We start from the raw sequence: 24,344 nt of genomic DNA on the forward strand, positions 1-24,344 counted from the left end.
CCTCACCCACCCGGCACAGGCGGCTGGCACCCCGGACACCAGAACAGATTCCGCGCCGCCAGCTCCACCACCCGCACCTCGGCCCCGCACACCAGACACGGCTGCCCCGCCCGCCGGTACACGTACACCTCACCGCCATGACCGTCCACCCGCGGCGGCCGCCCCATCGCCTCCGGCGTATGCTCCGCACGCACCGTGTCGATCCGGCCGTCCCGCACCCCGTCGGCCATCAACACCACCAGATCCGCCCAGATACCCGCCCACTGCTCCCGCGTCAGCCGACGCCCCGGCGACCGCGGATCGATCCCCTGCCGGAACAGCACCTCAGCCCGGTAGATGTTCCCCGGACCCGCCACCACCGACTGATCCATCAACAGCACCGCGACCGGCGTCCGCGCACGACTCACCCGCCGCCACGCCACCTCCGGATCGGCGTCCCCACGCAGCGGATCAGGCCCCAGCCGGTCACGCAGCAGCTTCACCTCACCCGGATCCAGCAGCTCACACCTGCTCGGCCCACGCAGATCCGCGAACCCGCCGGCACCCGCCAACCTCAGCCGCACCGCCCCCACCGGCTCCGGCACCGGCAACGCCCCGAACACGAACCGCCCATAAATGCCCAGATGAACATGCAACGTACGCTCATCATCGAACCCCAGCAGCAAATGCTTGCCGTGCGCATCCGCCACCACCAGAACACGCCCGTCCAACCACGCCGCCCCATCGGCGAAACGGCCCTGCGGACTGGTCGCGGCAACACGACGGCCGCCGAACATCCGCTGATGCTCGGCGGCCAGACGATGAACGGTATGTCCCTCCGGCATGGCCGGAGCATAACCCGCCCCTACCGCAGCGGCTCCCCCACCTCACGCATGTGCCCCAGAGCCTGCCGGTACGACGCCACCAGACCCGTCTCCACGTAAGCGACACCCACATCCGCGCAATGCTCACGCACCAGCGGCCGCACACGCCGCAGATTGCACCGCGGCATGCTCGGGAACAGGTGATGCTCGATCTGATAGTTCAACCCGCCCATGAACCAGTCGGTGAACAACCCACCCCGCACATTCCGCGACGTGAGAACCTGCCGCCGCAGATGATCCCACCGCTCCCCCGGCTCCGGCATCGCCATGCCCTTGTGATTCGGCGCGAACACAGCCCCCAGATGCACACCGAACAACGCATGCTGCACCGCGACCAGCACCAGCGCCTGCGCCGCAGGCAGCAACGTGAACGCCAGCGCCAGATACCCCACGGCATGAGCGACCAGCAGCCCACCCTCGACCAGCTGATCACGCCGCCGCCGGCCCCGCAGGAACAGCAGGCTCCCGACCTTCAGATTCAGACCCTCCAGCGTCAGCAGCGGGAAGAACAGCACCGCCTGATGCCGCGCCACCCACCGCAGCACACCCCGCTGCCGCCGCGCCTGCTCATCGGTCCACGCCAGGATCCCCTCCCCCACATCAGGGTCCTTCCCGACATGATTGGGGTTGGCGTGATGCCGGTTGTGCTTGTCGCTCCACCACCCGTGCCCCATCCCGAGCAGCAGATTGCCCAGCAGCAACCCCAGCCACCGGTTCCCCCGCGCACTGCGGGCGATCTGCCGGTGCCCCGCGTCATGGCCGAGGAACCCGGTCCGGGCCGCCAGAACGGCCAGCGGAACACCCAGCAGAACCGTCCACCACCCGTCCCCCGCCCAGGCCACCGCGCCCCAGACCGCGGCCGTAGCGGCCAGGTTCAGCCCGATGGCCCGCACGTAGTACCCGGGACGGCGGTCCAGCAGCCCGCTCTCACGGACACGCCGCGCCAACGGCGCGAAGTCACTGCCGGCCGCCCGGCCCGGCGAAACGGGCGGAACAGGCGGGGCGTTCAGGGCTGAGGGCATGAAGGCTCCAATCACCGAACAGGGGGGACGACTCCCTCCAAAGCTACGGAGTGTGACACCGGTCGGTAACCCGCCACGGAGCCATCCACCGCCTGGCTCCCAGGTCCCGGTTACCTCCCCGGACCGGTAGAGCTACCTCCCCGCCACGCCCCCAAACCGAACAGGACCCTCGGCAAAAGACCGGGCACCGCGGCCATATAGGCTCACAGTTCATGGACGACGGAACGCGGTGGATCGAACTGGACGGCGCGGTCAACGCCCGTGACCTCGGCGGGCTGCCCACCGCCGACGGGCGGACCACACGACGCGCGCGGGTGCTGCGCTCGGACAACCTCCAGGCCCTCTCCGTCGCCGACGTGCGGCTCCTCCTCGACGACTACGGCCTCAAGAACGTCATCGACCTGCGCAGCGACGCCGAGGTGCACCTCGAAGGCGCCGGGCCGCTGGTACGGGTACCGTCGGTGACCGTCCACCAGCTGTCGCTGTTCCCCGAGGGCGGACGCCACACCGACGTCGCCGCCGACACCGCCGACCCCGGCGCCGTGGACGTGAACCGGGTCCTGCCCTGGCAGGAACGTTCCGCCGGCGGCACCGAAACCGACCGCCCGGCCGGTCACTACCTCGGCTACCTCAACGACCGCGGCGACTCCATCGTCTCCGCCCTCCGCGTCATGACGCGCACCGACGGGGCCGCGCTCGTGCACTGCGCCGCGGGCAAGGACCGCACCGGCGTCGTGTGCGCCCTCGCCCTGGAGGTCGCGGGGGTCACCCGCGAGGCGATCGTCGCCGACTACGCCCAGACCGGCGAACGGCTGGAGGCCGTACTGCGCCGCCTGCGCGCCAGCGACACCTACGCCGCCGACCTCGACTCGCGCCCCGCCGACTCCCACCGCCCCCACGCGGCGATCATGGAGAAACTCCTCGCCCGGGTCGACGAGCAGTTCGGCGGGACCCTCGGATGGCTGTCCGGGCACGGCTGGACCACCGATGACACCGACGCGCTCCGCACCCGCCTCCTGGGCTGAGCCCCAGCGACGACTGAGGTTCTCGTCGTTGGAGTTGTCTTTTAGAAGATTGAGGTGAGCGTCTCCGCCCGCCGCCTTTACGTTGTAAATTGAAAGGTGAAACGTTCAGGCGGCCGGCGGTTTCCGGGGACGCCGGTCAGGCAAGGGCCTCGCGGACGGCGGCGTGGGCGGCCTTGCGCATCTCGGCGTGCAGCGCGGCGTTCGCGTTCCGGTCCGTCCGGGCCTCCACGATCCGCAGCCCCTCCCCCGCCAGCGCCTTCGGCACCTCCGCGGCGGCCTCCAGACGCCGGTACGGGACACCGTGCGCCGCGGCGACCGCCTCCAGGTCCACCCGGTGGGGGGTGCCGAAGACCCGCTCGAACGGATCGGCCAGCGCCGCCTGCGGCAGCAGCGAGAAGATCCCGCCGCCCTGGTTGTTCACCACGATGATCGTCAGGTCGGGGCGCGGGTCCTGCGGACCGAGGATCAGCCCGTTCTGGTCGTGCAGGAACGCCAGATCGCCGAGCAGCGCGAACGAGCGGCCGCCATGCGCCAGCGCCGCGCCGATCGCCGTCGACACCAGCCCGTCGATGCCGCTCGCACCCCGGTTCGCCAGGATCCGGATACCGCGCCGCGGCCGCATCACCTGGTCCAGATCCCGGATCGGCATGCTCGCCGCCGCCAGCAGCAGCGACCCGCCCGGCAGCGCCGCGACCAGGTCGCGCGCCAGCCGCGGCTCGCTCACCTCCGGCACCGAGTCCAGCACCCCGTCCACCGCCGCGGCCGCGGCCAGATCCGCCGCACGCCACGACTTCAGCCACGCGTCGTCACCCGACACCACCGGGATCTCCACCTCCGGCGCCACCTGCGTCGCCGACCGGACCGGATCGGGCCAGTGCGCCAGATCCGGCGCCAGGACGATGTGCTCCTCGGCGCGGCGCAGCAGCGACAGCAGCGGACGCGACAATCCCGGCTTGCCCAGCGTCACCACCACCTCCGGGCGGTGCCGCTCCACGAACTCCGGGACGCCCAGCAGGAAATGATGCGACGACAGCGCGTGGTCGCCGTAGCGGGCGTTGCCCTGCGGCTCGGCCAGCACGGGCCACCCGGCCATCGAAGCCGCCGCCACGTACCGCTTCACGTTGGACGCGCCGTCCCCCACCACCAGCACGCCGCGGCGCGTCGGCGGGACGTGCAGCACCGACCCCGGCGTCGCCGGGCGCACCTTCGTCCACGCACCCGTCGCGTCACCGTCGAGGGGCTCGCACCACGACTCGTCACCGTCGGGGATCAGCGGCTCCCGGAACGCGGCGTTCAGATGCACCGGACCCGGCACCGGAGCCCGCGACAGCCCCCACGCGCGGCTCACCAGCGACCGCCAGTACGCCACCATGCCCGGACGGTTCTCCGGGACACCGATCTCAGTGCACCACCGCACCGCCGTCCCGTACAGCTTCACCTGGTCGATCGTCTGGTTCGCGCCGGTGTCGCGCAGCTCCGGCGGACGATCCGCGGTGATCACGATCAGCGGCACCCCCGACTCGTGCGCCTCGATCACCGCCGGATGGAAGTTCGCCGCCGCCGTCCCCGACGTGCACACCAGCGCCACCGGCCGCCCCGACCGCTTCGCCAGCCCGAGGCCGAGGAACGACGCCGACCGCTCGTCGATCCGCACATGCAGCCGCACCCGGTCCGCCTCCGCCGCGGCGTGCAGCGCCAGCGCCAGCGGCGCCGAACGCGACCCCGGCGCCACGACCGCGTCCGTCATCCCGCCGCGCAGCAGCTCGTCGACCAGGACGGTCGCCAGCGCCGTCGCCGGGTTCACGGCGCCGCCCCGATCACCGCGGGCCCGCCCAGATGCGCCTGAGCCTCGGCGGCACGGTCCCGCCACCCCGGACCGGCGACCTCCCACCGGCGCAGCGCCTCCTCGTCCACCACCGGCCGCCGCACCCCGATCTCGCCCTCCACCGGCCACAGCGGATCACCGACGACGTCCCCCTCCAGCAGCGACAGCGTCCCCAGCCCGCACGCGTACGGCAAATCCGGCAGCGCGGCCGCCAGCGCCACCCCCGCCGCCAGCCCCACCGACGTCTCCACCGCGCTCGACACCACCACCGGCAGCCCGCACGCCTCCGCGACCCGCAGCGCCGCGGCGACACCGCCCAGCGGCTGCACCTTCAGCACCGCCACGTCGGCGGCGCCCGCCGCCCGCACCTTCAGCGGGTCCTCGGCGCGGCGGATCGACTCGTCCGCCGCGACCGGCACGTCCACGCGGCGCCGCACCAGCGCCAGCTCCTCCAGCGTCGCGCAGGGCTGCTCGACGTACTCCAACTCCCACCGGTCCAGCGACCGGATCATCCGCGCGGCGTGCTCGACGTCCCACCCGCCGTTGACGTCCACCCGCACCCGCCCGTCCGGGCCGATCGCGTCGCGGACGGCCTCCACCCGCGCCAGATCGTCGGCGTCGGCCTGGCCGCGCTCGGCGACCTTCACCTTCGCGGTGCGGCACCCGGACGCCTTCGTCATCTCGAACGCCCGCTCCGGCCCCACCGCCGGGATCGTCACGTTCACCGGGATCCGGTCCCGGACCGGGGCCGGCCAGCCCTCGTGGGCCGCCTCGCGGGCGGCGGCGAGCCACCGCGCGCACTCGGCCGCACCGTACTCGGGGAACGGCGAGAACTCCGCCCATCCGGCGGGGCCCTGGATCAGCACGCCCTCGCGCCGCGTGACACCGCGGAACCGCGTCCGCATCGGGATGGAGTAGACCCGCACCCACCGACCCCCTGACCTGCCCGTCCAATCACGGTATTCCGGATCACACCGCGCGTTCGGACATTTAGTAGTACCACGGGTAGCGGGACCAGTCGGGATCCCGCTTCTCCAGGAACGAGTCCCGCCCCTCGGCGGCCTCGTCGGTGCCGTAGGCCAGCCGCGTCGCCTCCCCGGCGAACACCTGCTGCCCGACCAGACCGTCGTCGACCAGGTTGAACGCGTACTTCAGCATCCGCTGCGCCGTCGGGCTCTTGCCGTTGACCTTCCGCGCCCACTCCAGCGCCGTCGCCTCCAGCTCCGCGTGCGGGACCACCGCGTTGACCATGCCCATCCGGTGCGCGGCCTCCGCGTCGTAGGCGTCGCCGAGGAAGAAGATCTCACGGGCGAACTTCTGCCCGACCTGCCGCGCCAGGTACGCCGACCCGAAACCGCCGTCGAAGCTCGCCACGTCCGCGTCGGTCTGCTTGAACCTGGCGTGCTCACGGCTCGCGAGGGTCAGGTCGCACACCACGTGCAGGCTGTGCCCGCCTCCCGCCGCCCAGCCGGGCACCACGCAGATGACGACCTTGCCCATGAACCGGATCAGCCGCTGCACCTCCAGGATGTGCAGCCGCCCCGCCCGGGCCGGGTCGATCGTCTCCGACGTCTCCCCCTCGGCGTACCTGTAGCCGTCCCTTCCCCGGATCCGCTGGTCGCCGCCGGAGCAGAACGACCACCCGCCGTCCTTGGGCGACGGCCCGTTCCCCGTCAGCAGCACGCACCCGATATCGCTGGACATGCGCGCGTGGTCCAGCGCCCGGTACAGCTCGTCCACCGTGTGGGGACGGAAGGCGTTGCGCACCTCGGGACGGTTGAACGCCACCCGGACGGTGCCGTGGCCGACGGCCCGGTGGTAGGTGATGTCGGTGAAGCCGAACCCCTCGACCTCTTTCCAGGCGTCCGCGTCGAACAGCTCCGAGACCATGTCTTCCTCTCCGCTAAGGCGACCGCGGCGGCCCGGGCCGCGGCGGTCGTCCCATTCAACCCGCCTTGGATTCGAACACGTTCAGCGGGGTCGTCTACGCTGATGAGATCATGGATCGCCCTCTGCACGCCGCCGTCCTGCCCCCCGGCCCCCGCCTGCTGCGGGCCCTCGCCGACGCGCTCGGCGGCGGCCCGGCGATCTGCCCCCTCTCCCCCGACCTGCCCCGGCCGGCGCTGCGGGCCCTCCTGGACGCCCTGGCCCCCGACGCGATCGAGACGCCGGACGGGCTCGTCCCCCATACACCCGCCGGCGGGCACGTCCCCGCCGCGGAAGGCACCGCGGTGCTGATCGCCACATCCGGCTCCACGGGCGCGCCCAAGTTCGTCGAGCTACCTGCCGCCGCGCTGCGGCATTCCGCCGAGGGCACCCTCACCCGCATCGGGGCCGCGTCCGGCGACCGGTGGCTGTGCTGCGTGCCCACCAGCCACATCTCCGGCGTCCAGGTCCTGGTCCGCTCCCTCGTCGCCGGGACCGACCCGATCATCACGCCGCGCTTCGATCCCGCCGCCGTGGCCGCGGCGGCGGGCGCGCACGTCTCGCTCGTGCCGACCCAGCTGCGCCGCCTGCTGGACGCCGGGACCGACCTGTCGCGGCTCGGCGCGATCGTCCTCGGCGGCGCCGCCGCGGCGCCCGGCCTGCTCGCGGAGGCCCGCGGCCGCGGCGCCCGCGTCTTCACCACCTACGGGATGAGCGAGACCTGCGGCGGCTGCGTCTACGACGGGACGCCCCTGCCCGGTATGCGCGCCGCCGTCGGGGACGACGGGCGGATCCGGCTCGCGGGCCCGTCCCTGTTCACCGGCTACCGGCTGCGGCCGGACGACACCGCCGAGGTCAGGGACGGCGAATGGTTCGTCACCCGGGACCTCGGCGCCATGGAGGACGGCCTGCTCCGGGTCCGCGGCCGGCTCGACGACGTGATCAACACCGGCGGGGAGAAGGTCGTCGCCGGGGAGGTCGCCGCCGCGCTGTCGCGCCACCCGAAGATCCGCGACGTCGTGGTGGTCGGGCGCCCCGACCCCGAGTGGGGCGAGCGGGTCACCGCCGTCGTCGTCCCCGGCACGTCCGGCACACCGGACCTGGCCGAACTGCGCGCCTTCGTCCGCGAGACGATGCCCGGGTACGCGGCGCCGCGCGAGCTGGAGCTGGTGGAGGCCATTCCGCTGCTGGCGTCCGGCAAGCCCGACCGGGCTCGTCTCCGCTCCCCCGCCCGCTGATATCCGGTGGCCTTTGATATCCGGTGGCCTTCGTCACGCTGCCACGACCCGCAGCCTTTACGCAGTAAGGTAGGTCCCGGGTCGTGTTCGCCCGTGTGAGGCGGCCCTTCCCGGGCACCACACCCCTCCGGATCGCTCCTCCACGATCCGCCGGGAACCGGACGCCGGGAACAATGGCCCGGCCGTGCGACGTTCCGGTAAGTGCGTGCGCCACCAGCGAACAACAATCCGCGCCGCACTCACACACCGAAGGGAGAGGGGTGCCCCATGCCGCGAAGCGCCGTCGAGACCCCGCTCACGGAGTCGGCGGGCCCCGCGCTCGACGACCTCCTCCAGCGTGGCCGCGCCCAAGGGCGCCTCTCGCTCGACGAGGTGAGGGGGGCCTTCGAAACGGCCGGCATCAGCCCGGCCCAGGGCCGTTCCATCCTGCGCGAGCTGTCCGAGGCCGGCATCAGCCTGGCGGGCGAGTCCGACACCGTCCGCAAGATGGCCGCGGCCGCCGAGCACGACGGAGGGGACACCGCCCAGGCGACGCCGGGCGCCGCCAAGCGCGCCTCCCGCAAGAAGTCCGCCGTCCCTGCCGCCAAGGCCGCCGGGACCGGCGCGGTCAACGGCACCGGCAAGAGCGCCGCCACCGGGGACGCCCCCGACGGGGGGTTCGAGGTCACCGAGGTCGAGACCGAGCCCACCGACCTGGACGACCAGTCGACGACCATGGGCGATTCGGTCCACACCTACCTCAAGGCCATCGGGCGCCGGCAGCTGCTCACCGCCGAGCAGGAGGTCGACCTCGCCAAGCGCATCGAGGCCGGCCTGTACGCCGAGCACAAGCTGGAGACCGAGAACCTCGGCCCCCGGCGGCGCGCCGACCTGGAATGGGTCGCCGCCGACGGCCGCCGCGCCAAGGCCCACATGCTGGAGGCCAATCTCCGGCTCGTGGTGTCGGTCGCCAAGAAGTACTCCGACCGCGGCCTGTCGCTGCTGGACGTCGTGCAGGAGGGCAACCTCGGCCTGATCCGCGCCGTGGAGAAGTTCGACTACTCCAAGGGCTACAAGTTCTCCACGTACGCGATGTGGTGGATCCGGCAGGCCATACAGCGCGGCTTCGCCGACTCGGCCCGCACCATCCGGCTGCCCGTCCACGTCCTGGAGATGCTGAGCAAGCTCAGCCGCGTCGAGCGCGACATGCACCAGCGGCTGGGCCGCGAGCCCACCCCGGAGGAGCTGGCCGTCGAGCTGGACAAGAGCCCCGAGCAGATCCGCGAGCTGCTGCGCACCAGCCGCCAGCCGATCAGCCTGGACTCCACCATCGGCGAGGACGGCGAGACCCGCATCGGCGACCTCATCGAGGACACCGACAGCCCGGAGGCGTCCGAGCTGGTCGACCGGCAGCTGATGGCCGACCAGCTGCGCCGCACGCTCGACATCCTGTCCCCCCGCGAGGCCAAGATCATGGCGATGCGGTTCGGGCTGTACGACGGGACGCCCCGCACCCTCGACGAGATCGGCAAGGCCCTCGGGCTGACCCGCGAGCGGATCCGCCAGCTGGAGAAGGAGTCGCTGTCGAAGCTGCGGCACCCCAGCAACGCCCGCCCGCTGCTGGACTACGCCGTCTGACCCGCGCGGAACGCACCGGGGCCCGCCGGACCGGCCATGGTCCGGCGGGCCGTCCGGTGGTCAGTCGGAGTGGCGGAACTCCAGGATCGCCACGCCCATCAGCCCGACGCCCATGCCGACGACGATGACGAGCTCCAGCCAGACCGGGACGACCCAGCCGTTCCACGTGACGCCCGGGTTGAACGTCCGCTGCAGCGCCGGCGACAGGTCCAGGCGGGCGAACACCGCCTGGCGCATCGGGTCGACGGCGTAGGTGAGCGGGTTCAGCCGCGTGAGGACGCTCAGCCACGTGGGCAGGCCGTTCAGCGGGTACAGGGCGCCCGACAGGAACATCATCGGCATCATCGCCATCTGCATGAGGGCGAAGAACGACTGCATCTGCTTGATCCGCGCGGCCATCATCACGCCGAAGCCGGTGAGCGCGAACGCCCCGAGGAACATCAGGCCGATCAGCTCGGCCAGCAGCAGCGGATCGTAGGGGACCCCGGCCAGGCCCGCGAGCGCCACGATCACCACGCCCTGCAGCGTCGCCACGAGCGCGCCGCCGATGCACTTGCCGATCACGATGGCGCTGCGGCTGACGGGGGCGACGAGCATCTCGCGCAGGAACCCGAACTCGCGGTCCCACACGATGGACCCGGCGGAGAACATCGCGGTGAACATCACCGACATCGCGCACACGCCCGGGAACAGGAACGTCTTCAGGTCGATGTCGCCGTCGGCGCCCCCGCTGGCCATCAGGTTGGACAGGCCGGTGCCCATGACCAGCAGCCACAGCACCGGCTGGACCAGCCCGGAGACCATCCGCAGCTTGTCCCGCCAGAACCGGAGCAGCTCCCGGTGCAGAACGATCTTCACGGCGCGCACGTCCTGCCGGAGACCCGGCTCGGGCACCCGGACGCGGGCGACGTCGGCGACCGGCCCGGCCGCCCTGGTGGAACCCGCCATCGTCATCTCCTCATCGCGCGCATCGTCATCCGGTTGCGGTCGCTCGACCCGGCCTCGGCGTCGCGGATCGTCGAGCCGGTGAAGGACATGAACACATCGTCCAGGGACGGCCGGGACACGCTCACCGACCGGATCGGGACACCGAGCCCGGCGAACAGCCGCGGCACGAACTCCTCGCCGGAGGCCACCCGGAACGTCACGGCGCCCTCGGACATGACCGCCTCCAGATCGAACCGCTCCTTGATCGCGGCGATCGCGGCCTCGTCGTCGGCGGTCTGGATGCGGACGCGGTCCTCGCCGACGCCGGCCTTGAGCGCCTCGGGGGTGTCCAGCGCGACGATCGTCCCCGAATCCATGATCGCGATGCGGTCGCAGTACTCCGCCTCGTCCATGTAGTGCGTCGTCATGAAGATCGTGATCTCTTCGGCCTCCTTGAGCTGCCGGATGTAGTCCCAGATCGACGACCGCGTCTGGGGGTCGAGGCCGACGGTCGGCTCGTCCAGGAACAGCACCCGCGGCGAGTGCAGCAGCCCCCGGGCGATCTCCAGGCGGCGCTTCATGCCGCCGGAGTAGTTCTGCACCAGGTCACCGCGCCGGTCCCACAGCCCGACCATCTCCAGCACCTGCCGCATGCGCTCGCCCATGACCGCCCGCGGCACCCCGTACAGCTCGGCGTGGAAGCGCAGGTTCTGCTCCCCCGACAGGTAGCCGTCGAGCGTGGGGTCCTGGAACACCAGCCCGATATTGCGGCGCACGCTGTCGCGCTCGCGCAGCACGTCGTGCCCGGCCACCAGGGCGCGGCCGCCGCTGGGCTTCAGCAGCGTGCAGAGCATGTTGATCGTGGTGGACTTGCCCGCGCCGTTCGGGCCGAGGAACCCGAAGATCTCCCCCGCCCGGACGGTGAACTCGATCCCCCGCACCGCCTCCACGTCGCCGAACCGTCTGGTCAGGCCGTCGACCTCGACGGCCGGGTCCCCGTCCGGCATCGGGCCTCCTTCCGCATCGGAACAGACCCATATTCTGGGCCATCCAGCGGTAGGGCCGCACCTGCCCGTCCAGGGGTGCGCCGGGCGGTCGCCCATCACGGCGAGCGCTTCACCGGGCCCGCCGGCGAATCCCGCCGGTCCGGCGTACCCCGCCGCGCCGACGACCACGGTGTCCGGCCGGCGCGGCGGGAGAACGGAGTCCGGCCGGGCGGCGCCGTCAGCCGCCGGCGCCCGCCCGGAGCCGGTCGGTGAGCCGCGGGTCGCACGCCAGCCGGTAGCCGCGCTTGACGACGGTCTCCACGATGCCGGGGCGGCCGAGACCGCGCCGCAGCCGCGCCACGGCCATCTCCACCGCGTGCTCGTCGGCCTGCGGCCGCGCCTCCCGCGGCCGGGTCTCCCGCGCCCACCCGTCCCTGGGCCCGGTGCCGCCCGCGACGAGCCGGCTCGGCAGGACGCCGGACAGCTCCGCCCGCGACACCACGTGCCCGGGACGCCGCGCGAGCGCCCGCAGGATCGCCATCGGCGCCGGCGCGATCGGCCGCAGCTGCCCGTCCAGGACGACGGCGTGGCCGCGCAGCTCCAGCGAGAACCCGTGCACCGACAGCCGCCGCGACCGGCGCCTCGGCAGGTCCGACACCAGGGCCCGCACGAGCGCGCCGAGCCTGGCCCGTTCCGGCTGGACCGTCGGGACGCCGTGGCCGGTGAGCGCCTGCGCGGTGACGGGCCCGACGCACGCCGCCACCACCTGGCCGCGCATGGCCTCCAGCAGCGCCTCCTCCAGCCCGTCCTCGGCGGCGACGGCCAGCGTCGCGGCCACCGCCGGCGCGCTGGTGAACGTGATCGCGTCGACCGTGCCGGCGACGGCCTGGCCGACGAGCCGGCGCAGCGGCGTGGAGTCCTCGGTCCGCGACCACCGGTACACCGGGATCTCGATCACCTCGGCGCCCGCGGCGCGCAGCGCCCCCGTCAGCTCCGGCTGCCGCTCCCCGTACAGCTGGACGGCCACCCGAGCGCCGGCCAGGTCCTTCTCCAGCAGATGCCGGGTCACCTCCGCGCACTCCTCCGACTCCGGCGACCAGACCTCCCGCAGGCCCGCCGACCGGATCGCGCCGCGCGCCTTCGGGCCGCGCGCCACGATGCCGCTCGCGGCCAGCCGGGCGACGAGGGCGTCCCGCATCCCCCACCCGTCGGCCGCCTCCAGCCAGGCCCGGAACCCGATCCCGGTGGTGACGACGACGTGGTCGAGGCCGCCCCCGGCGCACGCCCGGGTGGCCTCCAGCAGCTCGGCGTCGTCGGCGAGCGGGGCCAGGCGGATCGCCGGGGCGAGCACGACCCGGGCCCCGCGCCGTTCCAGGAGCGTCGCGAGCTCCTCGTGGCGGCGGGCCGCGGTCACGCCGACGGCGAACCCGGCCAGCGGCTCACTGCCGGTGCTCATCGGGGAGCGCCACCTCCACCCGGTCGCCGGCGCGGCGGACCGGGAACGCCGGCAGCGCCACCCGGGGATCGTCCAGGCACGCCCCGGTCCGCAGGTCGAACACCTGCTTGTACATGGGGGACGCGACGGTCGGTGCGCCGTCCCGGGTGCCGAGGATCCCCCGCGACAGCACGTAGGCGCCGCTGAACGGGTCGAGGTTCGACAGCGCGTACAGGGCGCCGTCGAAGACCCGGAAGATCGCCACCTGCGTCCCGTCGACCATCGCGCAGGCGCCGCGCTCGGGAGTCAGGTCGGCGTAGGAGCAGATGTCGAACCAGCGGGCCGCGCCGGGCCGTGCCGCGGGCCGTGCCGCCGGGCCTCTGGTGATCGTCGCTTCGTGTGTCGTGGTCATGCGCGGCAACCTCCTGGCGGGAACTGGGCGCCGGGACCACTGCCGTCCGCGCGTGAAATCCGCGTCCGCGCGGCCCCGACGTTCATGCACCGATCCTCGGCAGGGGCCGTTTCGCGGTTGGGTCCCCTTTGTCACCGGCGTGTTAAAAGGCGCTCACGCCTCGGGCGGGGCCGCCGGTTCGAGGCGGACGGCGCAGACCTTGAACTCCGGCATCCGCGACACCGGGTCGAGGGCCGGGTTGGTGAGCAGGTTCGCGCGGCCCTCCCCGGCCCAGTGGAACGGGACGAAGACGGTGTCGGGGCGGATGGCGTCGGTGAGCCGCGCCCGGACGGTCGCCGTCCCGCGGCGGCTGCGCACCCGCACCTCGCCGCCGTCCTCGATGCCGAGCCGTTCCGCGAGGTCGGGATGCAGCTCGGCGAACGGCCCGGGCGCGGCCTCGGCCAGCGCGGCGACCCGCCTGGTCTGCGCACCCGACTGGTACTGCGCGAGGACGCGGCCCGTGATCAGGTAGACGGGGTAGCCGCCGTCGACGTCCTCGTCGGGGCCGCGATGCTCGGCCGGGACGAACCGGGCCCGCCCGTCCGGTGTCGGGAAGCGGTCGAGGTAGGGCCTCGGGGTGCCCGGATGGTCCTCCGACGGGCAGGGCCAGAACACCCCGCCCTCCGCCTCGATCCGCTCGTAGGTGATGCCGGAGTAGTCGGCGATCCCGCCCGCGGCGGCGCGGCGCAGCTCGCCGAACACCTCCGCCGGGTCGGTGCTCCACTCCCCCGGCGCCTTCAGACGCTCGGCGAGCGCACCGATGATCTCCAGGTCGGTGCGGACGCCGTCCGGCGGCGTGACGGCCCGGCGGCGGCGCAGCACCCGGCCCTCCAGGTTCGTCATCGTCCCGGACTCCTCGGCCCACTGCGCGGCGGGCAGCAGCACGTCGGCGCGCCGCGCGGTCTCCGAGGGCACGAAGTCGGCCACCACCAGCAGGTCGAGGGCATCGAGCCGCTCCTCCACGGACGCGGCGCGGGGCGCCGACACCACCGGGTTCGACCCGAACAGCAGCAGCGCCTTCGGCCCGCCGGCGGTGCCGAGCGCCGACAGCAGCTCGTACGCCGAACGTCCCGGCCCCGGCAGGGACTCCGGGTCCACGCCCCACACCCCCGCGACGTGCGCACGCGCCGCCGGGTCGTCGATCCTGCGGTAGCCGGGGAGCTGATCGGCCTTCTGCCCGTGCTCGCGTCCGCCCTGCCCGTTGCCCTGCCCGGTCAGGCATCCGTAGCCCGAGCCCGCACGGCCCGGCAGCCCGAGCGCGAGCGCGACGTTGATGAACGCGCTGACCATGTCGGTGCCCCGGGCGTGCTGCTCGGCGCCCCGCGCGGTCAGGACGTGCGCGCGGTCGGCGCGGGCCAGCAGCCGGACCGCCTCCCGCATCTGCGGGACGGGCACACCGGTGATCCGCTCGACCCGGTCCGGCCAGTAGGCGTTCACGACCGTCCGGACGGCGTCGAACCCGGTGGTCCGGGCGGCGATGTAGTCGCCGTCGGTCAGTCCCTCGCCGATCAGCAGGTGCAGCAGCCCGTTGGCGAGGGCGATGTCGGTGCCGGGCGTGGGCTGCAGGTGCAGGTCGGCCTGGCGGGCCGTGGCGGTGCGGCGCGGGTCCACGACGATGAGGGCGCCTCCGCCGTCGCGCATCTCCGTCAGGTGCCGCATGAACGGCGGCATCGTCTCGGCCGGGTTCCCGCCGGCGAGCAGCACGGCCCCGGACGCCGCCAGATCCGTGACGGGGCCGGGCAGCCCGCGGTCCATCCCGAACGCCCGGCCGGACGCCGCCGCGGCCGACGCCATGCAGAACCGCCCGTTGTAGTCGATCTGCGACGTGCCGAGCGCCACGCGGGCGAACTTGCCGAGCTGGTACGCCTTCTCGTTCGTCAGACCGCCGCCGCCGAACACCGCGACGGCGTCCGGCCCGTGCAGCGCCCGGAGCCGCGCCACCTCCGCGGCGACGCGGTCGAGCGCCTCGTCCCACGTGCAGGGCTCCAGCGGCGCGTCGCGGTCGCGGCGCATCATCGGCGTGGTCAGCCGGTCCGGGACGGTGAGCAGCTCCGCGGCCGTCCAGCCCTTCTGGCACAGCCCGCCGCGATTGGCGGGCACGTCGTCGCGGGGCGTCACCCGGATCGCGGCGCCGCTCGTCCCGGTGCCGCCGGTTTCCGTGCCGTCCCGGCTGAGGGTCATGCCGCATTGCAATGCGCAGTACGGGCAGTGCGCAGGAGTCCCGATCATGCACCGAGAATCGGCGGGCGCCGTTTCGGCGGCGAGTCCCCGGTGTGACTCCAGCGTTAAATGGCGTTCACGCCGCGCGTTCGCCGAGGCCAGAGCGCCCGCTCGGGCCACCGCCGCCCGGCGCCCGCACGGACGCTCCGGCCTTGACGTTCGCGGGTCAAGCGTTGTTGATCCCAGTCATGGCCCTTTCGTCGCCATTTACCCGGTTATCGAACGGATTCATGGCGGCACGGCGGTCACGTGGACGGATGCGGCCCCCGCCGCCGCCCGCCCCGGACCACCGCGCGATGATCACACCTAACCTCGGTACATGCCCGACCTTGCTTACTACGCCTCACTGCCGCGCTCCCGCGGCGCCGCGGCGGCGCTCCTCCTGGACGACCTCGGGCGGGTCCTGCTGGTCAAACCCACCTACAGCGAGGGCTGGTACCTGCCCGGCGGGGTCATCGAGACCGACGAGTCCCCCCTGTCGGCCTGCGTGCGCGAATGCGAGGAGGAGCTCGGCCTCGTCCCCCGCCTGAACGGCCTGGCCTGCGTCGACTGGGGTTCACCGCGCGCCGACGGCGTCGACTCCGTCAACGTGTTCGTCTTCGGCGGCACGATCACCGGCGCGGAGATCGCCGCGATCCGGCTGCCGCCCGACGAACTGTCCGACCACATCCTCGTGGCGCCGGAGAAGATCCCCGAGCTAGCGCCGCCGCACGTGGCACGCCGCATGGACCCCAGCCTGCGGGCCATCGCCGCGGGCCGCGCCGTCTACCTCGAAGACGGCCGCGAACAACCCTTCGGCGTCCCGCCCGGCTGAGCCGCCGGCGCGGCCGATTCACCCGCCCGCAGGGCCGCGCTACGCGGGCACGGCGTCCCTGGCCTGCCGCCCGCGCTCGGGATCGGCCGCGCGAGCGCAGTGCGCGCAGCAGTAGAAATGGCCGTCCACATCGATGCCGTGCCCCATGATCCGGCACTGGCAGTTCTCGCACACCGGCGCCATCCGGGTGATCGCGCACTCGAACGAGTCGAACGTGTGCACCGCGCCCTGCGCGTGCACCTCGAACGCCATGCCGTAGTCGTTGCCGCAGACCTCGCAGGTCGCCATCGCTCCGTCTCCGTTCCCCCGCCGCCCTCGCGGTCACTCCCCTACCCGGGCCGGTCCGGGTCACCCCTGCCTCACAGCCGGCGGAGACACGCTGTGCAGCGGAGTTTTCACCCACGTATGACCGCTCACACAGCGGCGAAACCCGGCGCTCCTACGGTCGTGCCGCCCAACCGACCCAGAAAGAGAGAGCCGATGACCGTCACCACCCGAGCCGCCCGCCGCGACCGCGCCCGTCCGCCGAAGGGCCGCCGTATCGACGACTGGCGGCCCGAGGACCCCGCCTTCTGGACGGCCGGCGGCGCGCGCATCGCCCGGCGCAACCTCGTCCTGTCGATCCTCACCGAGCACATCGGCTTCTCGGTGTGGACGCTGTGGTCGGTGCTCGTGCTGTTCCTCGGCCCCGCCTACGGCATCGACGCGGCCGGCAAGTTCACCCTGACCGCCGTCCCGGCGCTGATCGGGGCCGCGCTGCGGATCCCCTACACCCTCGCCGTCGCCCGGTTCGGCGGCCGCAACTGGACGATCTTCAGCACGGCCCTGCTGCTCGTCCCCGCGGTCCTCGCGGCGTTCCTCATCGAGCCCGGCGTCTCGTTCACCACCCTGCTGGTCCTGTCGGCCGTCGCCGGCGTCGGCGGCGGCAACTTCGCATCCTCGATGGCCAACATCAACGCGTTCTACCCCCAGCGGCTCAAGGGCCGGGCCCTCGGCGTCAACGCGGGCGGCGGCAACCTCGGCGTCGCGGTCGTGCAGCTCGCCGGGCTCCTCGTCCTCGCCACCGCCGGAAAGGACCACCCCGGGCTCGTCGCCGGCGTCTACATCCCGCTCATCGTCCTCGCCGCCCTCGGCGCCGCCCGCTACATGGACAACCTGACCCAGGCCCGCAACGACCGGCACGCGATGCGGGACGTCTGCAAGGACGCCCACACCTGGATCATGTCGGTGCTCTACATCGGCACCTTCGGATCGTTCATCGGGTTCGGCTTCGCGTTCGGGCAGGTCCTGCAGGTGCAGTTCGCCGCCGACTTCGACACCCCGGTCAAGGCCGCGTACCTGACGTTCCTCGGCCCCGCACTCGGCTCCCTCCTGCGCCCCGCCGGCGGGTGGCTCGCCGACCGGCTCGGCGGCGCCGCCGTCACCTTCTGGACGTTCGCCGCGATGGCCGCCGCGGCGGGCCTGGTGCTGACCGCCTCGCTGCGCGGGTCGCTGCCGCTGTTCCTCACCGGGTTCGTCCTGCTGTTCGCGTTCAGCGGCGTCGGCAACGGCTCCACCTACAAGATGATCCCGGCGATCTTCCGGGCGAAGGCGCAGCGCGGTGCCGCCCGCGGCGGCGACCCGGTCGCCGCCGAGCACGAGGCCCGCAGGCTCGCCGGCGCGCTCATCGGCATCGCGGGCGCCGTCGGCGCGTTCGGCGGCGTCCTGGTCAACATCGCCTTCCGGCAGTCGTTCCAGGCCTACGGCACCGGCGACGGCGCCTACCTCGCGTTCATCGCCTTCTACGCCGTGTGCTGCGCCCTCACCTGGATGGCCTACCTGCGGACCCGCCCGGGGAGGCCGGCGGGCGTCTGACGTCCCGCACCGCCTGCGCCGGTCGGCCCGCGCGCCGCCCCCGCGTCCGGCCGGGCCCCTCCGCGGGTTCCGGCCCCGCGGGGTCCGGCCACCGCGGCGACCGGCCCGAGGCGCGCAGCACCGACTCCCACGCGTCCCCCGGCGCCAGCGGCAGGTGCGGGACGCCCCAGTGCCACGCCGACACCAGCAGATCGGAGTCGCGCGGCTGGTACCGCTCCCCCACGGCGCGCGCCATGTCCCAGGCGTGCAGATGCCATTCCACGCAGGCCGCGCCCGCGTGGTCGCCGACGGTGTACTTGGTGCCCCGGTAGATCAGATGCGTCCGGTCCCACATGTCCGGCATCAGGTCGGCGTACGCGCCGGCCGACACCCCGAACGCCATGATCCGGTCCGGCCCCGGATCGGGCGGCAGCACCGCCAGCTCGGCCGCGTTCTGCCGCGCCTGCTGCCTGATCAGGACCGCCGCCGCCGTGTCCCGCGCGAACAGCGTGGCCAGCCGGCTGTCGGGCGCGTCCTGCAGGTACTCCAGGAAGTTCTCGGCGACGCACCGCAGATGCCCGGCCAGATCGATCAGCCGCCAGTCGGCGCAGGGCGTCGGGACGTCCCAGTCGCCGGCCTTCTCCGCCAGCGCACGGATCGCCCGCACCCCGTCCTGGTAGGACTCGAGTACGCGGTGCCGGTCCGGCGGCGTGCGCTCCACGTGACTTCCCCCCGCGTCCAGAGCACCGTGTGCCCTCTCCGCCGGGACGCGGCCTCGCGCCCGTCGCGGCAGGCGACGTGCGGCACGGGCCTCCCCCGGCGTTCCCCGAGAGGGCAGACTCTCAAAGTTCGGTGGCCTGTGCCACCCGGTCACGCTGTGTCGTCACACGTCGGAGACGGCTCAGACGATCACGGTGGGCCGCGTCCGGAAGCTGAGCCGGTGCGCCTCGCGGGCCGTGCGCAGCCGGTCGACCTCGTCGGTCCACGGGGCCACCGCCGGGCGCGCCTTGGCCTTGCGGTAGGCGATCTCCGCCGCGCGGCGCGTCCGGGCGTCCTGCGACTCGGCCGCGTACACCTTCGGTCCCATCGCGGCCCGCTCGGACGCCTCGGCGGCGGCGAGCACGGACGTCATCGCCTTGTCGAACGCCACCGTCAGCTCCCGCAGCATCGGCTCGGGCGCGTCCTGGCCCTGCGCGTCCCGCAGCGCCCGCTCCGCCTCGCCGGCCGCCGCCAGCCGCGCCTCGTACTCGGCGGCCAGCCGCTGGTCGGCCTCGTGCAGTTCCGCGACGTCCTTGCTCACCCGGCGCCCCAGCGGCATGGTGGTACTCCCTCAACGGTCTTCGAATCCGGTCGGGGCCAGCGTACGCGGGCCTGCGGCGTGTCGCGGCGGTGGACACCCGGCTTCGGCCCTTTACACAGTAAGGTCGGTGCTCATGGTCAGGCAGCCCAGCATCAACGCCCAGCACCGCACGCCGCTGTCCACCGAGCGGATCATCGAGGCGGCCCTGCGGATCGTCGACGGCCAGGGACTCGGCCGGCTCACCATGCGCCGGCTCGGCGACGCGCTGGAGGTCGAGGCGATGGCGATCTACCACCACCTCCCCCGCGGCAAGGAGCAACTCCTGGACGGCCTCGTCGCGCACGTCGCGTCCGCCCCCCTGCACGCGGACGGCGCGGCGTCCGGGACATGGCGGGACGTCCTGCGCGCGTGGGCCGCCGACTACCGGGGCCGGCTGCTCGCGCACGCCGGCGTGCTGCCCCTCGTCGTCACCCGCCGCAACCCCGCCGCGCTCACCGCCACGGTCGCGTCACTGCGCGAGGTCCTCCGCCGCGGCGGCGTCGCGGAGGACACGGCGGCGGTCGCCGCGCACACCCTCCTCGGCTACGTGATCGGCCACGCCGCCCTGGAGGTGCGGGACACCATGGAGGACGGCGCGGACCGCCCGGTCGACTGGGACGCCCGCTTCACCGCCGGCCTCGACCTCGTCATCGGCGGCGCGGGCTAGCCGCCCGCCGCCCGTTCAGTCCTCCACCACGAGGACCTCCAGGTGGCAGGGGCCGTGAACGCCCTCCACCCGGACCATCTCGATGCCGTCGGTGGCGGAGGGACCGCTGATCCACGTCAGCGGACGCGCCGGGTCCAGCCGCCCGACCGCCTCCGGGACCGTTCCCGCGATCTGGTCGGCGTGCACCACGCACAGGTGGTAGCCGGGGACGAGGGACAGCACCCGCCGCCCCTGCGCGCGGCCGCCGTCCAGGACGACCGTGCCCGTCTGCGCCACCGCCGCCGCGCAGCCGGTGACCACGCCGTCCACGGCGGCGAGGGTGCCGAGGTCCACCGCCGGGGTGTCGGCCAGCGCCCGGACGCCGTCCAGCTCCGCCAGCCACCCGAACGGCAGGTCCGCCGGGACGACGATCTCCTCGACCTCCCGTCCCCACAGCGCGGCGGCCACCGCGGTGCCCAGCTCGTCCGCGCTCACATGCCGCACCGCCGCCCGGTTGTCGGCGAGCCGCTCGGTGAACAGCGCGACGACGTCCGCCCTCGCCGCGGCCTCCGCCTCGGGCAGCCGGCGTGCGTAGCCGCGCGGCACCGGCGGACGCGCGCCGCCCGCCCCGCCGAGCGCCTCCCGCACCCGCCGCAGCACCTCCGCCCGCGACCCGGCGCCGCCGCCCGCGGTCACCGCCGCCTCCGCGTACCGGCCGTCACGGCCGCGTCCACGCCGTCACGGCCGCCTCCGCGTCCACCAGGCGCGGAAGCTCTCGGCCGGCGGCGCGGGCAGGTCGCGGGCCTCCGTCCACGCCCCGAGCAGGCCCGGCAGGCGGCGGATCCGCCCGCCGCGCGACAGCAGCCGCGCCCACCGTGCGCCGCGCCGCACCGCCGTCTCGTGGCGGCGCGGGTCGCCCATCGTCCACGCGAGGCCGCGCATCAGCACCAGCTCGGGCGTCGGGACGGGACGCCTGCGGCGCGACTCGACCACCTTCCCTCGCAGATGGACCAGCACGTCCGGAATGTCGATCTTCACCGGGCACACGTCGGCGCAGGCGCCGCAGAGCGTGGACGCGTACGGCAGCGACGCATCGGCGGCGCGCTCCACACCGCGCATCTGCGGGGTGAGGATCGCGCCGATCGGCCCCGGGTAGACCGGCCCGTACGCCTGACCGCCCGTCCGCTCGTAGACGGGGCAGACGTTCATGCAGGCCGAGCAGCGGATGCAGCGCAGCGCCGCGCGTCCGACCTCGTCGGCGAGGGCCTTGGTGCGGCCGTTGTCGAGCAGCACGAGGTGGAACTCGCGCGGCCCGTCGCCCGGCGTCACCCCCGTCCACGTCGAAACGTACGGGGTCATCCGGTCACCCGATGACGAACGCGGCAGAAGCTGGAGGAACACCTCCATGTCCGCCCAGGTCGGGACGACCTTGTCGATCCCGGCGACGGAGATCAGCGTCTCGGGAAGCGTGAGGCACATCCGCGCGTTGCCCTCGGACTCCAGCACCACGGCCGTCCCCGTCTCCGCCACCAGGAAGTTCGCGCCGGTGACCCCGACGCGGGCGCGCAGGAACCCGTCGCGGAGGTGGGCGCGGGCGGCGGCGGCCAGCGCCGCGGGGTCGTCGGACGGGCCGGGCCCGGCGGCGGGCACCTCCCGCCGGAACAGCTCCCTGATCTCCGCACGGTCGCGGTGGATCGCCGGCGACAGCAGGTGCGAAGGCCGGTCCCCGCCGAGCTGGACGACCATGTCGGCGAAGGCGGTCTCGCGGGCCGCGACGCCCATGCGGGCCAGCGCGTCGTTCAGGCCGATCTCCCGCGTGGTCGCGGAGGAGGCCTTCACGACCTCCTCCGCGCCGGCCGCCCGCACCAGGCCGGTGACGATCCGGCGCGCCTCGGCCGCGTCCACCGCCCAGTGGACGACGCCGCCCGCCTCGGTCACCGCCCGCTCCAGCTCCGCCAGGTGGAGGTCGAGGTCGAGGAGCGTCCCGTCCCGGACGGCACGCCCGGCCTCGCGCAGTTCCTCCCAGTCGGCGGGCTCCTCGGCCGCGGCGGCCTCCCGCTCCCTGACGGCCGCGGTCGCGCCGCGCAGGTTGCGGCGCAGCCGGGTGTCGGCCAGCGCGGACCGCGCCGCGGCGGCGAACTTCGGCGCCGGCGGCGGAACCGGCCCGCCCGTCCCGGCGGAGGACGGGGGCGTCCGCGGGACGGGGCCCGTCACGCCGGCCCCGTCTCGGCGAGGATCTCGGCCAGGTGCATGGTGCGGACGCCGCCGCGCAGCCGCGACAGCGCGCCGCCGATGTGGGCCAGGCAGGAGTTGTCGACCGCGCACACCACGTCGGCGCCCGTGCCGCGGATGTGCCCGACCTTGTCGGCGACCATCGCGACCGACACGTCCGCGTTCTTCATCGCGAAGGCGCCCCCGAACCCGCAGCACTCCGCCGCCGCGGGCAGTTCCACCAGGTCGAGGCCCTTGACGGCGCGCAGCAGCCGCAGCGGCCGGTCGCCCACGCCGAGCGTGCGGGCGGACTGGCAGGACGGGTGGTAGGTGACCCGGTGCGGGAAGTAGGCGCCGACGTCGGTGACGCCGAGGACGTCGACGAGGAACTCCGTCAGCTCGCAGACGGTGAGGGCCTCGGCGGCGCGGGCCAGGCCCGGGTCGCGGGACGCCCGCGCGATCCGCGGGTAGGCGTCGCGGACGGTGGCCGCGCAGGACGCGGACGCGGCGACCACGACCTCGGTGCCCTCGAACGCGGCCGTGTACGCGCGGGCGAGGCCGGCGGCCTCGCGGTGGTAGCCGGACGTCCAGTGGATCTGGCCGCAGCACGTCTGCCCCGGCGGGTACACGACCTCGTGCCCCAGCCGTTCCAGCAGGACGGTCACGGCCTTCGCGGTGCCGGGGAACAGCGCGTCGTCGAAGCAGGCGACGGACAGCGCGACCCGCACCGGCCTCACTCCCCCCACGCCTCGCAAAGCCGTTCCCGCCGAACATCGTAGGGGTTTCCGCTCCCCGACGGCGTGTCGTTCTTCATCCGTCACGTGCGGGAGGGACGCTGTGCCTGGCACCCCGGGGTGAGACGGGTCACAGCGCTCCGGTACCCCGGTACCAAACGACAACCGTCCCAACGGGCTATAGCCGGTCATGGCGAACCGTTCCACACTGGGGTGCGTCAATTAGAGAAAGCACCACGACCGACCAGTAGTTGAGACCGGAGGCACCACGATGTGCCCGCACCAGCCGCCCTGTCCCGCACACACTGCACCCGACCGCGACGCCGCCCGGACGCTGATCTCGCACCCCGAGCAGGGGTGGAGCCTGCTGTGCAACGGCGTCGTGCTCTTCGAGGACACCGGTGAGCTGCTGCCCGACGGGGGAATCATCGCACCGCACCGGCCGACGGACCTGCAGGCTCCGTCCGCCGCTTGAACGGGGTCTCCACGGGGGACTAGTTCGAACGGATGATCATCCTCGGGGGCACGGCCACCTGCCCGGAGTCTCCGGGCCCGCACGGGGCCCGGAGCAGATCCGCCACTACTCCCGGCCGCCCGTCCGCACCGGACGGGCCGCCCATCTCCGCAACCACGGCTCCGCCGCCCTCCCGGCCGCGGCGGGGTCCCGGTTCAGATCGTGCCGCTCCCCCGCCAGCACCGCGACATGCGCCGCGTCCGCCGCGTCCGGAACACCGAACGGGTCACGGTCGCCGTTGACGACGAGGACCTCCACCCCCGCCGAACGCAGCTCCTCCACCCGGGTCTTCTCCGGGTTGCGCGGCGGGCGGAGCGGGAAGGCCAGCGCCACGACGCCCGCCGCACCGGCGGGCGCCGCCGTCCGGCACACCACCCGGGCGCCGTTGCTCCGCCCGCCCTGGATCAGAGGGACGTCCCCGAACCCGTCCCGGACCACGCCGACGATCTCCAGCCACGCCTCGTCCTGCTTCGCCGCGGGGCCCGGTGCGCGGCGCCCGGCGAGCCGGAACGGCTGCGTCACCCGCGCGACGGCGCCTCCCAGGCCGAGCGCGGTCTCCCGGACGGCCAGCAGGTCGGGCGCGTCCACTCCCCCGTTCGACCCGTGCGTCAGCACCAGCAGGAACGGCGGATCGGCCGCCTCGTCCAGCGTCACCTCCGCCGGCCCGTGCACCGTCACGATCTCCATGCGGCTCACCGTAGCCGCCCGCGGGACGATC

General features: G+C 73.8%; 24 protein-coding genes. 7 read left to right on the top strand and 17 right to left on the bottom strand.

Features of this window, described 5'->3' with window-relative positions; genetic code table 11:
- Positions 1 to 2 precede the first annotated feature (2 nt).
- Positions 3 to 824: an Fpg/Nei family DNA glycosylase gene (locus ACGFK0_RS19630; protein ID WP_392906552.1), complete on the bottom strand. Its 822-nt coding sequence runs from the start codon at positions 822 to 824 to the stop codon at positions 3 to 5.
- A 20-nt stretch (positions 825 to 844) separates the two neighbouring features.
- Positions 845 to 1,885, bottom strand: a complete 1,041-nt coding sequence (locus tag ACGFK0_RS19635) for a fatty acid desaturase family protein (protein WP_392906553.1) — start codon at positions 1,883 to 1,885, stop codon at positions 845 to 847.
- Positions 1,886 to 2,097: 212 nt separating this feature from the next.
- On the opposite strand from ACGFK0_RS19635, the gene ACGFK0_RS19640 reads away from it, so the two are divergent.
- Positions 2,098 to 2,910 carry a tyrosine-protein phosphatase gene (locus ACGFK0_RS19640; protein WP_392906554.1) on the top strand — a complete coding sequence of 271 codons (813 nt, stop codon included), beginning with the start codon at positions 2,098 to 2,100 and terminating at the stop codon, positions 2,908 to 2,910.
- Between the two features lie 136 nt (positions 2,911 to 3,046).
- Here the strand turns inward: ACGFK0_RS19640 and menD are convergent, their stop codons facing one another.
- The 3 genes from menD to ACGFK0_RS19655 all read right to left on the bottom strand — a co-directional run bounded on the left by menD (position 3,047) and on the right by ACGFK0_RS19655 (position 6,625).
- On the bottom strand, positions 3,047 to 4,714 hold the full coding sequence (menD, locus tag ACGFK0_RS19645) for a 2-succinyl-5-enolpyruvyl-6-hydroxy-3-cyclohexene-1-carboxylic-acid synthase (RefSeq protein ID WP_392906555.1): 1,668 nt from the start codon (positions 4,712 to 4,714) through the stop codon (positions 3,047 to 3,049).
- Positions 4,711 to 5,661, bottom strand: a complete 951-nt coding sequence (locus ACGFK0_RS19650) for an o-succinylbenzoate synthase (protein ID WP_392906556.1) — start codon at positions 5,659 to 5,661, stop codon at positions 4,711 to 4,713. The genes menD and ACGFK0_RS19650 overlap by 4 nt, the downstream gene beginning before the upstream one ends.
- Positions 5,662 to 5,725: 64 nt before the next feature.
- On the bottom strand, positions 5,726 to 6,625 hold the full coding sequence (locus ACGFK0_RS19655) for a 1,4-dihydroxy-2-naphthoyl-CoA synthase (RefSeq protein WP_392906558.1): 900 nt from the start codon (positions 6,623 to 6,625) through the stop codon (positions 5,726 to 5,728).
- Positions 6,626 to 6,735: 110 nt separating this feature from the next.
- Between ACGFK0_RS19655 and ACGFK0_RS19660 the strand changes: the two genes are divergently transcribed.
- Together ACGFK0_RS19660 and ACGFK0_RS19665 are read left to right on the top strand one after the other, a co-directional pair.
- On the top strand, positions 6,736 to 7,899 hold the full coding sequence (locus tag ACGFK0_RS19660) for an AMP-binding protein (RefSeq protein ID WP_392906560.1): 1,164 nt from the start codon (positions 6,736 to 6,738) through the stop codon (positions 7,897 to 7,899).
- Between the two features lie 267 nt (positions 7,900 to 8,166).
- Entirely contained in the window at positions 8,167 to 9,516 is a 1,350-nt protein-coding gene (locus ACGFK0_RS19665) for an RNA polymerase sigma factor (RefSeq protein WP_392906561.1), read from the top strand.
- 60 nt (positions 9,517 to 9,576) lie between these two features.
- On the opposite strand, the gene ACGFK0_RS19670 is transcribed toward ACGFK0_RS19665, so the two are convergent.
- The 5 genes from ACGFK0_RS19670 to ACGFK0_RS19690 all read right to left on the bottom strand — a co-directional run bounded on the left by ACGFK0_RS19670 (position 9,577) and on the right by ACGFK0_RS19690 (position 15,544).
- Positions 9,577 to 10,464, bottom strand: a complete 888-nt coding sequence (locus ACGFK0_RS19670; RefSeq protein ID WP_392906563.1) for an ABC transporter permease — start codon at positions 10,462 to 10,464, stop codon at positions 9,577 to 9,579.
- 2 nt (positions 10,465 to 10,466) lie between these two features.
- Entirely contained in the window at positions 10,467 to 11,450 is a 984-nt protein-coding gene (locus tag ACGFK0_RS19675) for an ATP-binding cassette domain-containing protein (protein ID WP_392906565.1), read from the bottom strand.
- A gap of 217 nt (positions 11,451 to 11,667) precedes the next feature.
- Positions 11,668 to 12,885: a uroporphyrinogen-III synthase gene (locus ACGFK0_RS19680; protein WP_392906566.1), complete on the bottom strand. Its 1,218-nt coding sequence runs from the start codon at positions 12,883 to 12,885 to the stop codon at positions 11,668 to 11,670.
- Positions 12,869 to 13,276: a nitrite reductase small subunit NirD gene (gene nirD, locus ACGFK0_RS19685; protein WP_392906568.1), complete on the bottom strand. Its 408-nt coding sequence runs from the start codon at positions 13,274 to 13,276 to the stop codon at positions 12,869 to 12,871. The genes ACGFK0_RS19680 and nirD overlap by 17 nt, the downstream gene beginning before the upstream one ends.
- 153 nt (positions 13,277 to 13,429) lie before the next feature.
- A complete protein-coding gene (locus tag ACGFK0_RS19690) occupies positions 13,430 to 15,544 on the bottom strand; it encodes a molybdopterin oxidoreductase family protein (RefSeq protein ID WP_392906570.1) in 2,115 nt (704 codons plus the stop codon).
- 310 nt (positions 15,545 to 15,854) lie between these two features.
- Here ACGFK0_RS19690 and ACGFK0_RS19695 point away from each other — a divergent pair, with 310 nt between their 5' ends.
- Positions 15,855 to 16,349, top strand: coding sequence for an NUDIX domain-containing protein (locus ACGFK0_RS19695; protein WP_392906573.1), 495 nt, complete (start codon positions 15,855 to 15,857; stop codon positions 16,347 to 16,349).
- 39 nt (positions 16,350 to 16,388) lie between these two features.
- On the opposite strand, the gene ACGFK0_RS19700 is transcribed toward ACGFK0_RS19695, so the two are convergent.
- A complete protein-coding gene (locus ACGFK0_RS19700; RefSeq protein ID WP_392906574.1) occupies positions 16,389 to 16,637 on the bottom strand; it encodes a hypothetical protein in 249 nt (82 codons plus the stop codon).
- A gap of 192 nt (positions 16,638 to 16,829) precedes the next feature.
- Between ACGFK0_RS19700 and ACGFK0_RS19705 the strand changes: the two genes are divergently transcribed.
- Entirely contained in the window at positions 16,830 to 18,203 is a 1,374-nt protein-coding gene (locus tag ACGFK0_RS19705) for a nitrate/nitrite transporter (protein WP_392906576.1), read from the top strand.
- Here ACGFK0_RS19705 and ACGFK0_RS19710 read toward each other — a convergent pair.
- Positions 18,151 to 18,903, bottom strand: a complete 753-nt coding sequence (locus tag ACGFK0_RS19710) for a maleylpyruvate isomerase N-terminal domain-containing protein (protein WP_392906578.1) — start codon at positions 18,901 to 18,903, stop codon at positions 18,151 to 18,153. The two genes, ACGFK0_RS19705 and ACGFK0_RS19710, sit on opposite strands and share 53 nt — an antisense overlap.
- Positions 18,904 to 19,083: 180 nt before the next feature.
- Positions 19,084 to 19,500 carry a plectin gene (locus tag ACGFK0_RS19715; RefSeq protein ID WP_392906580.1) on the bottom strand — a complete coding sequence of 139 codons (417 nt, stop codon included), beginning with the start codon at positions 19,498 to 19,500 and terminating at the stop codon, positions 19,084 to 19,086.
- 115 nt (positions 19,501 to 19,615) lie between these two features.
- On the opposite strand from ACGFK0_RS19715, the gene ACGFK0_RS19720 reads away from it, so the two are divergent.
- Entirely contained in the window at positions 19,616 to 20,188 is a 573-nt protein-coding gene (locus ACGFK0_RS19720) for a TetR/AcrR family transcriptional regulator C-terminal domain-containing protein (RefSeq protein WP_392906582.1), read from the top strand.
- 15 nt (positions 20,189 to 20,203) lie between these two features.
- Here the strand turns inward: ACGFK0_RS19720 and ACGFK0_RS19725 are convergent, their stop codons facing one another.
- The 3 genes from ACGFK0_RS19725 to ACGFK0_RS19735 all read right to left on the bottom strand — a co-directional run bounded on the left by ACGFK0_RS19725 (position 20,204) and on the right by ACGFK0_RS19735 (position 23,106).
- Positions 20,204 to 20,863, bottom strand: coding sequence for a lactate utilization protein C (locus tag ACGFK0_RS19725; RefSeq protein WP_392906584.1), 660 nt, complete (start codon positions 20,861 to 20,863; stop codon positions 20,204 to 20,206).
- Between the two features lie 42 nt (positions 20,864 to 20,905).
- Complete coding sequence (locus tag ACGFK0_RS19730) at positions 20,906 to 22,282, bottom strand: lactate utilization protein B (RefSeq protein ID WP_392906951.1); 1,377 nt, start codon at positions 22,280 to 22,282, stop codon at positions 20,906 to 20,908.
- Positions 22,283 to 22,377: 95 nt separating this feature from the next.
- Positions 22,378 to 23,106, bottom strand: coding sequence for a (Fe-S)-binding protein (locus ACGFK0_RS19735; protein ID WP_392906586.1), 729 nt, complete (start codon positions 23,104 to 23,106; stop codon positions 22,378 to 22,380).
- 277 nt (positions 23,107 to 23,383) lie between these two features.
- On the opposite strand from ACGFK0_RS19735, the gene ACGFK0_RS19740 reads away from it, so the two are divergent.
- Entirely contained in the window at positions 23,384 to 23,587 is a 204-nt protein-coding gene (locus ACGFK0_RS19740) for a DUF5999 family protein (RefSeq protein WP_392906588.1), read from the top strand.
- Positions 23,588 to 23,692: 105 nt separating this feature from the next.
- Here ACGFK0_RS19740 and ACGFK0_RS19745 read toward each other — a convergent pair whose 3' ends face one another.
- Positions 23,693 to 24,313: an alpha/beta family hydrolase gene (locus ACGFK0_RS19745; protein ID WP_392906590.1), complete on the bottom strand. Its 621-nt coding sequence runs from the start codon at positions 24,311 to 24,313 to the stop codon at positions 23,693 to 23,695.
- Positions 24,314 to 24,344: the final 31 nt, after the last annotated feature.

The sequence above is a fragment of the Spirillospora sp. NPDC048823 genome (genome assembly GCF_043198445.1).
In the GTDB taxonomy this organism is placed as follows: Bacteria; Actinomycetota; Actinomycetes; order Streptosporangiales; family Streptosporangiaceae; genus Spirillospora.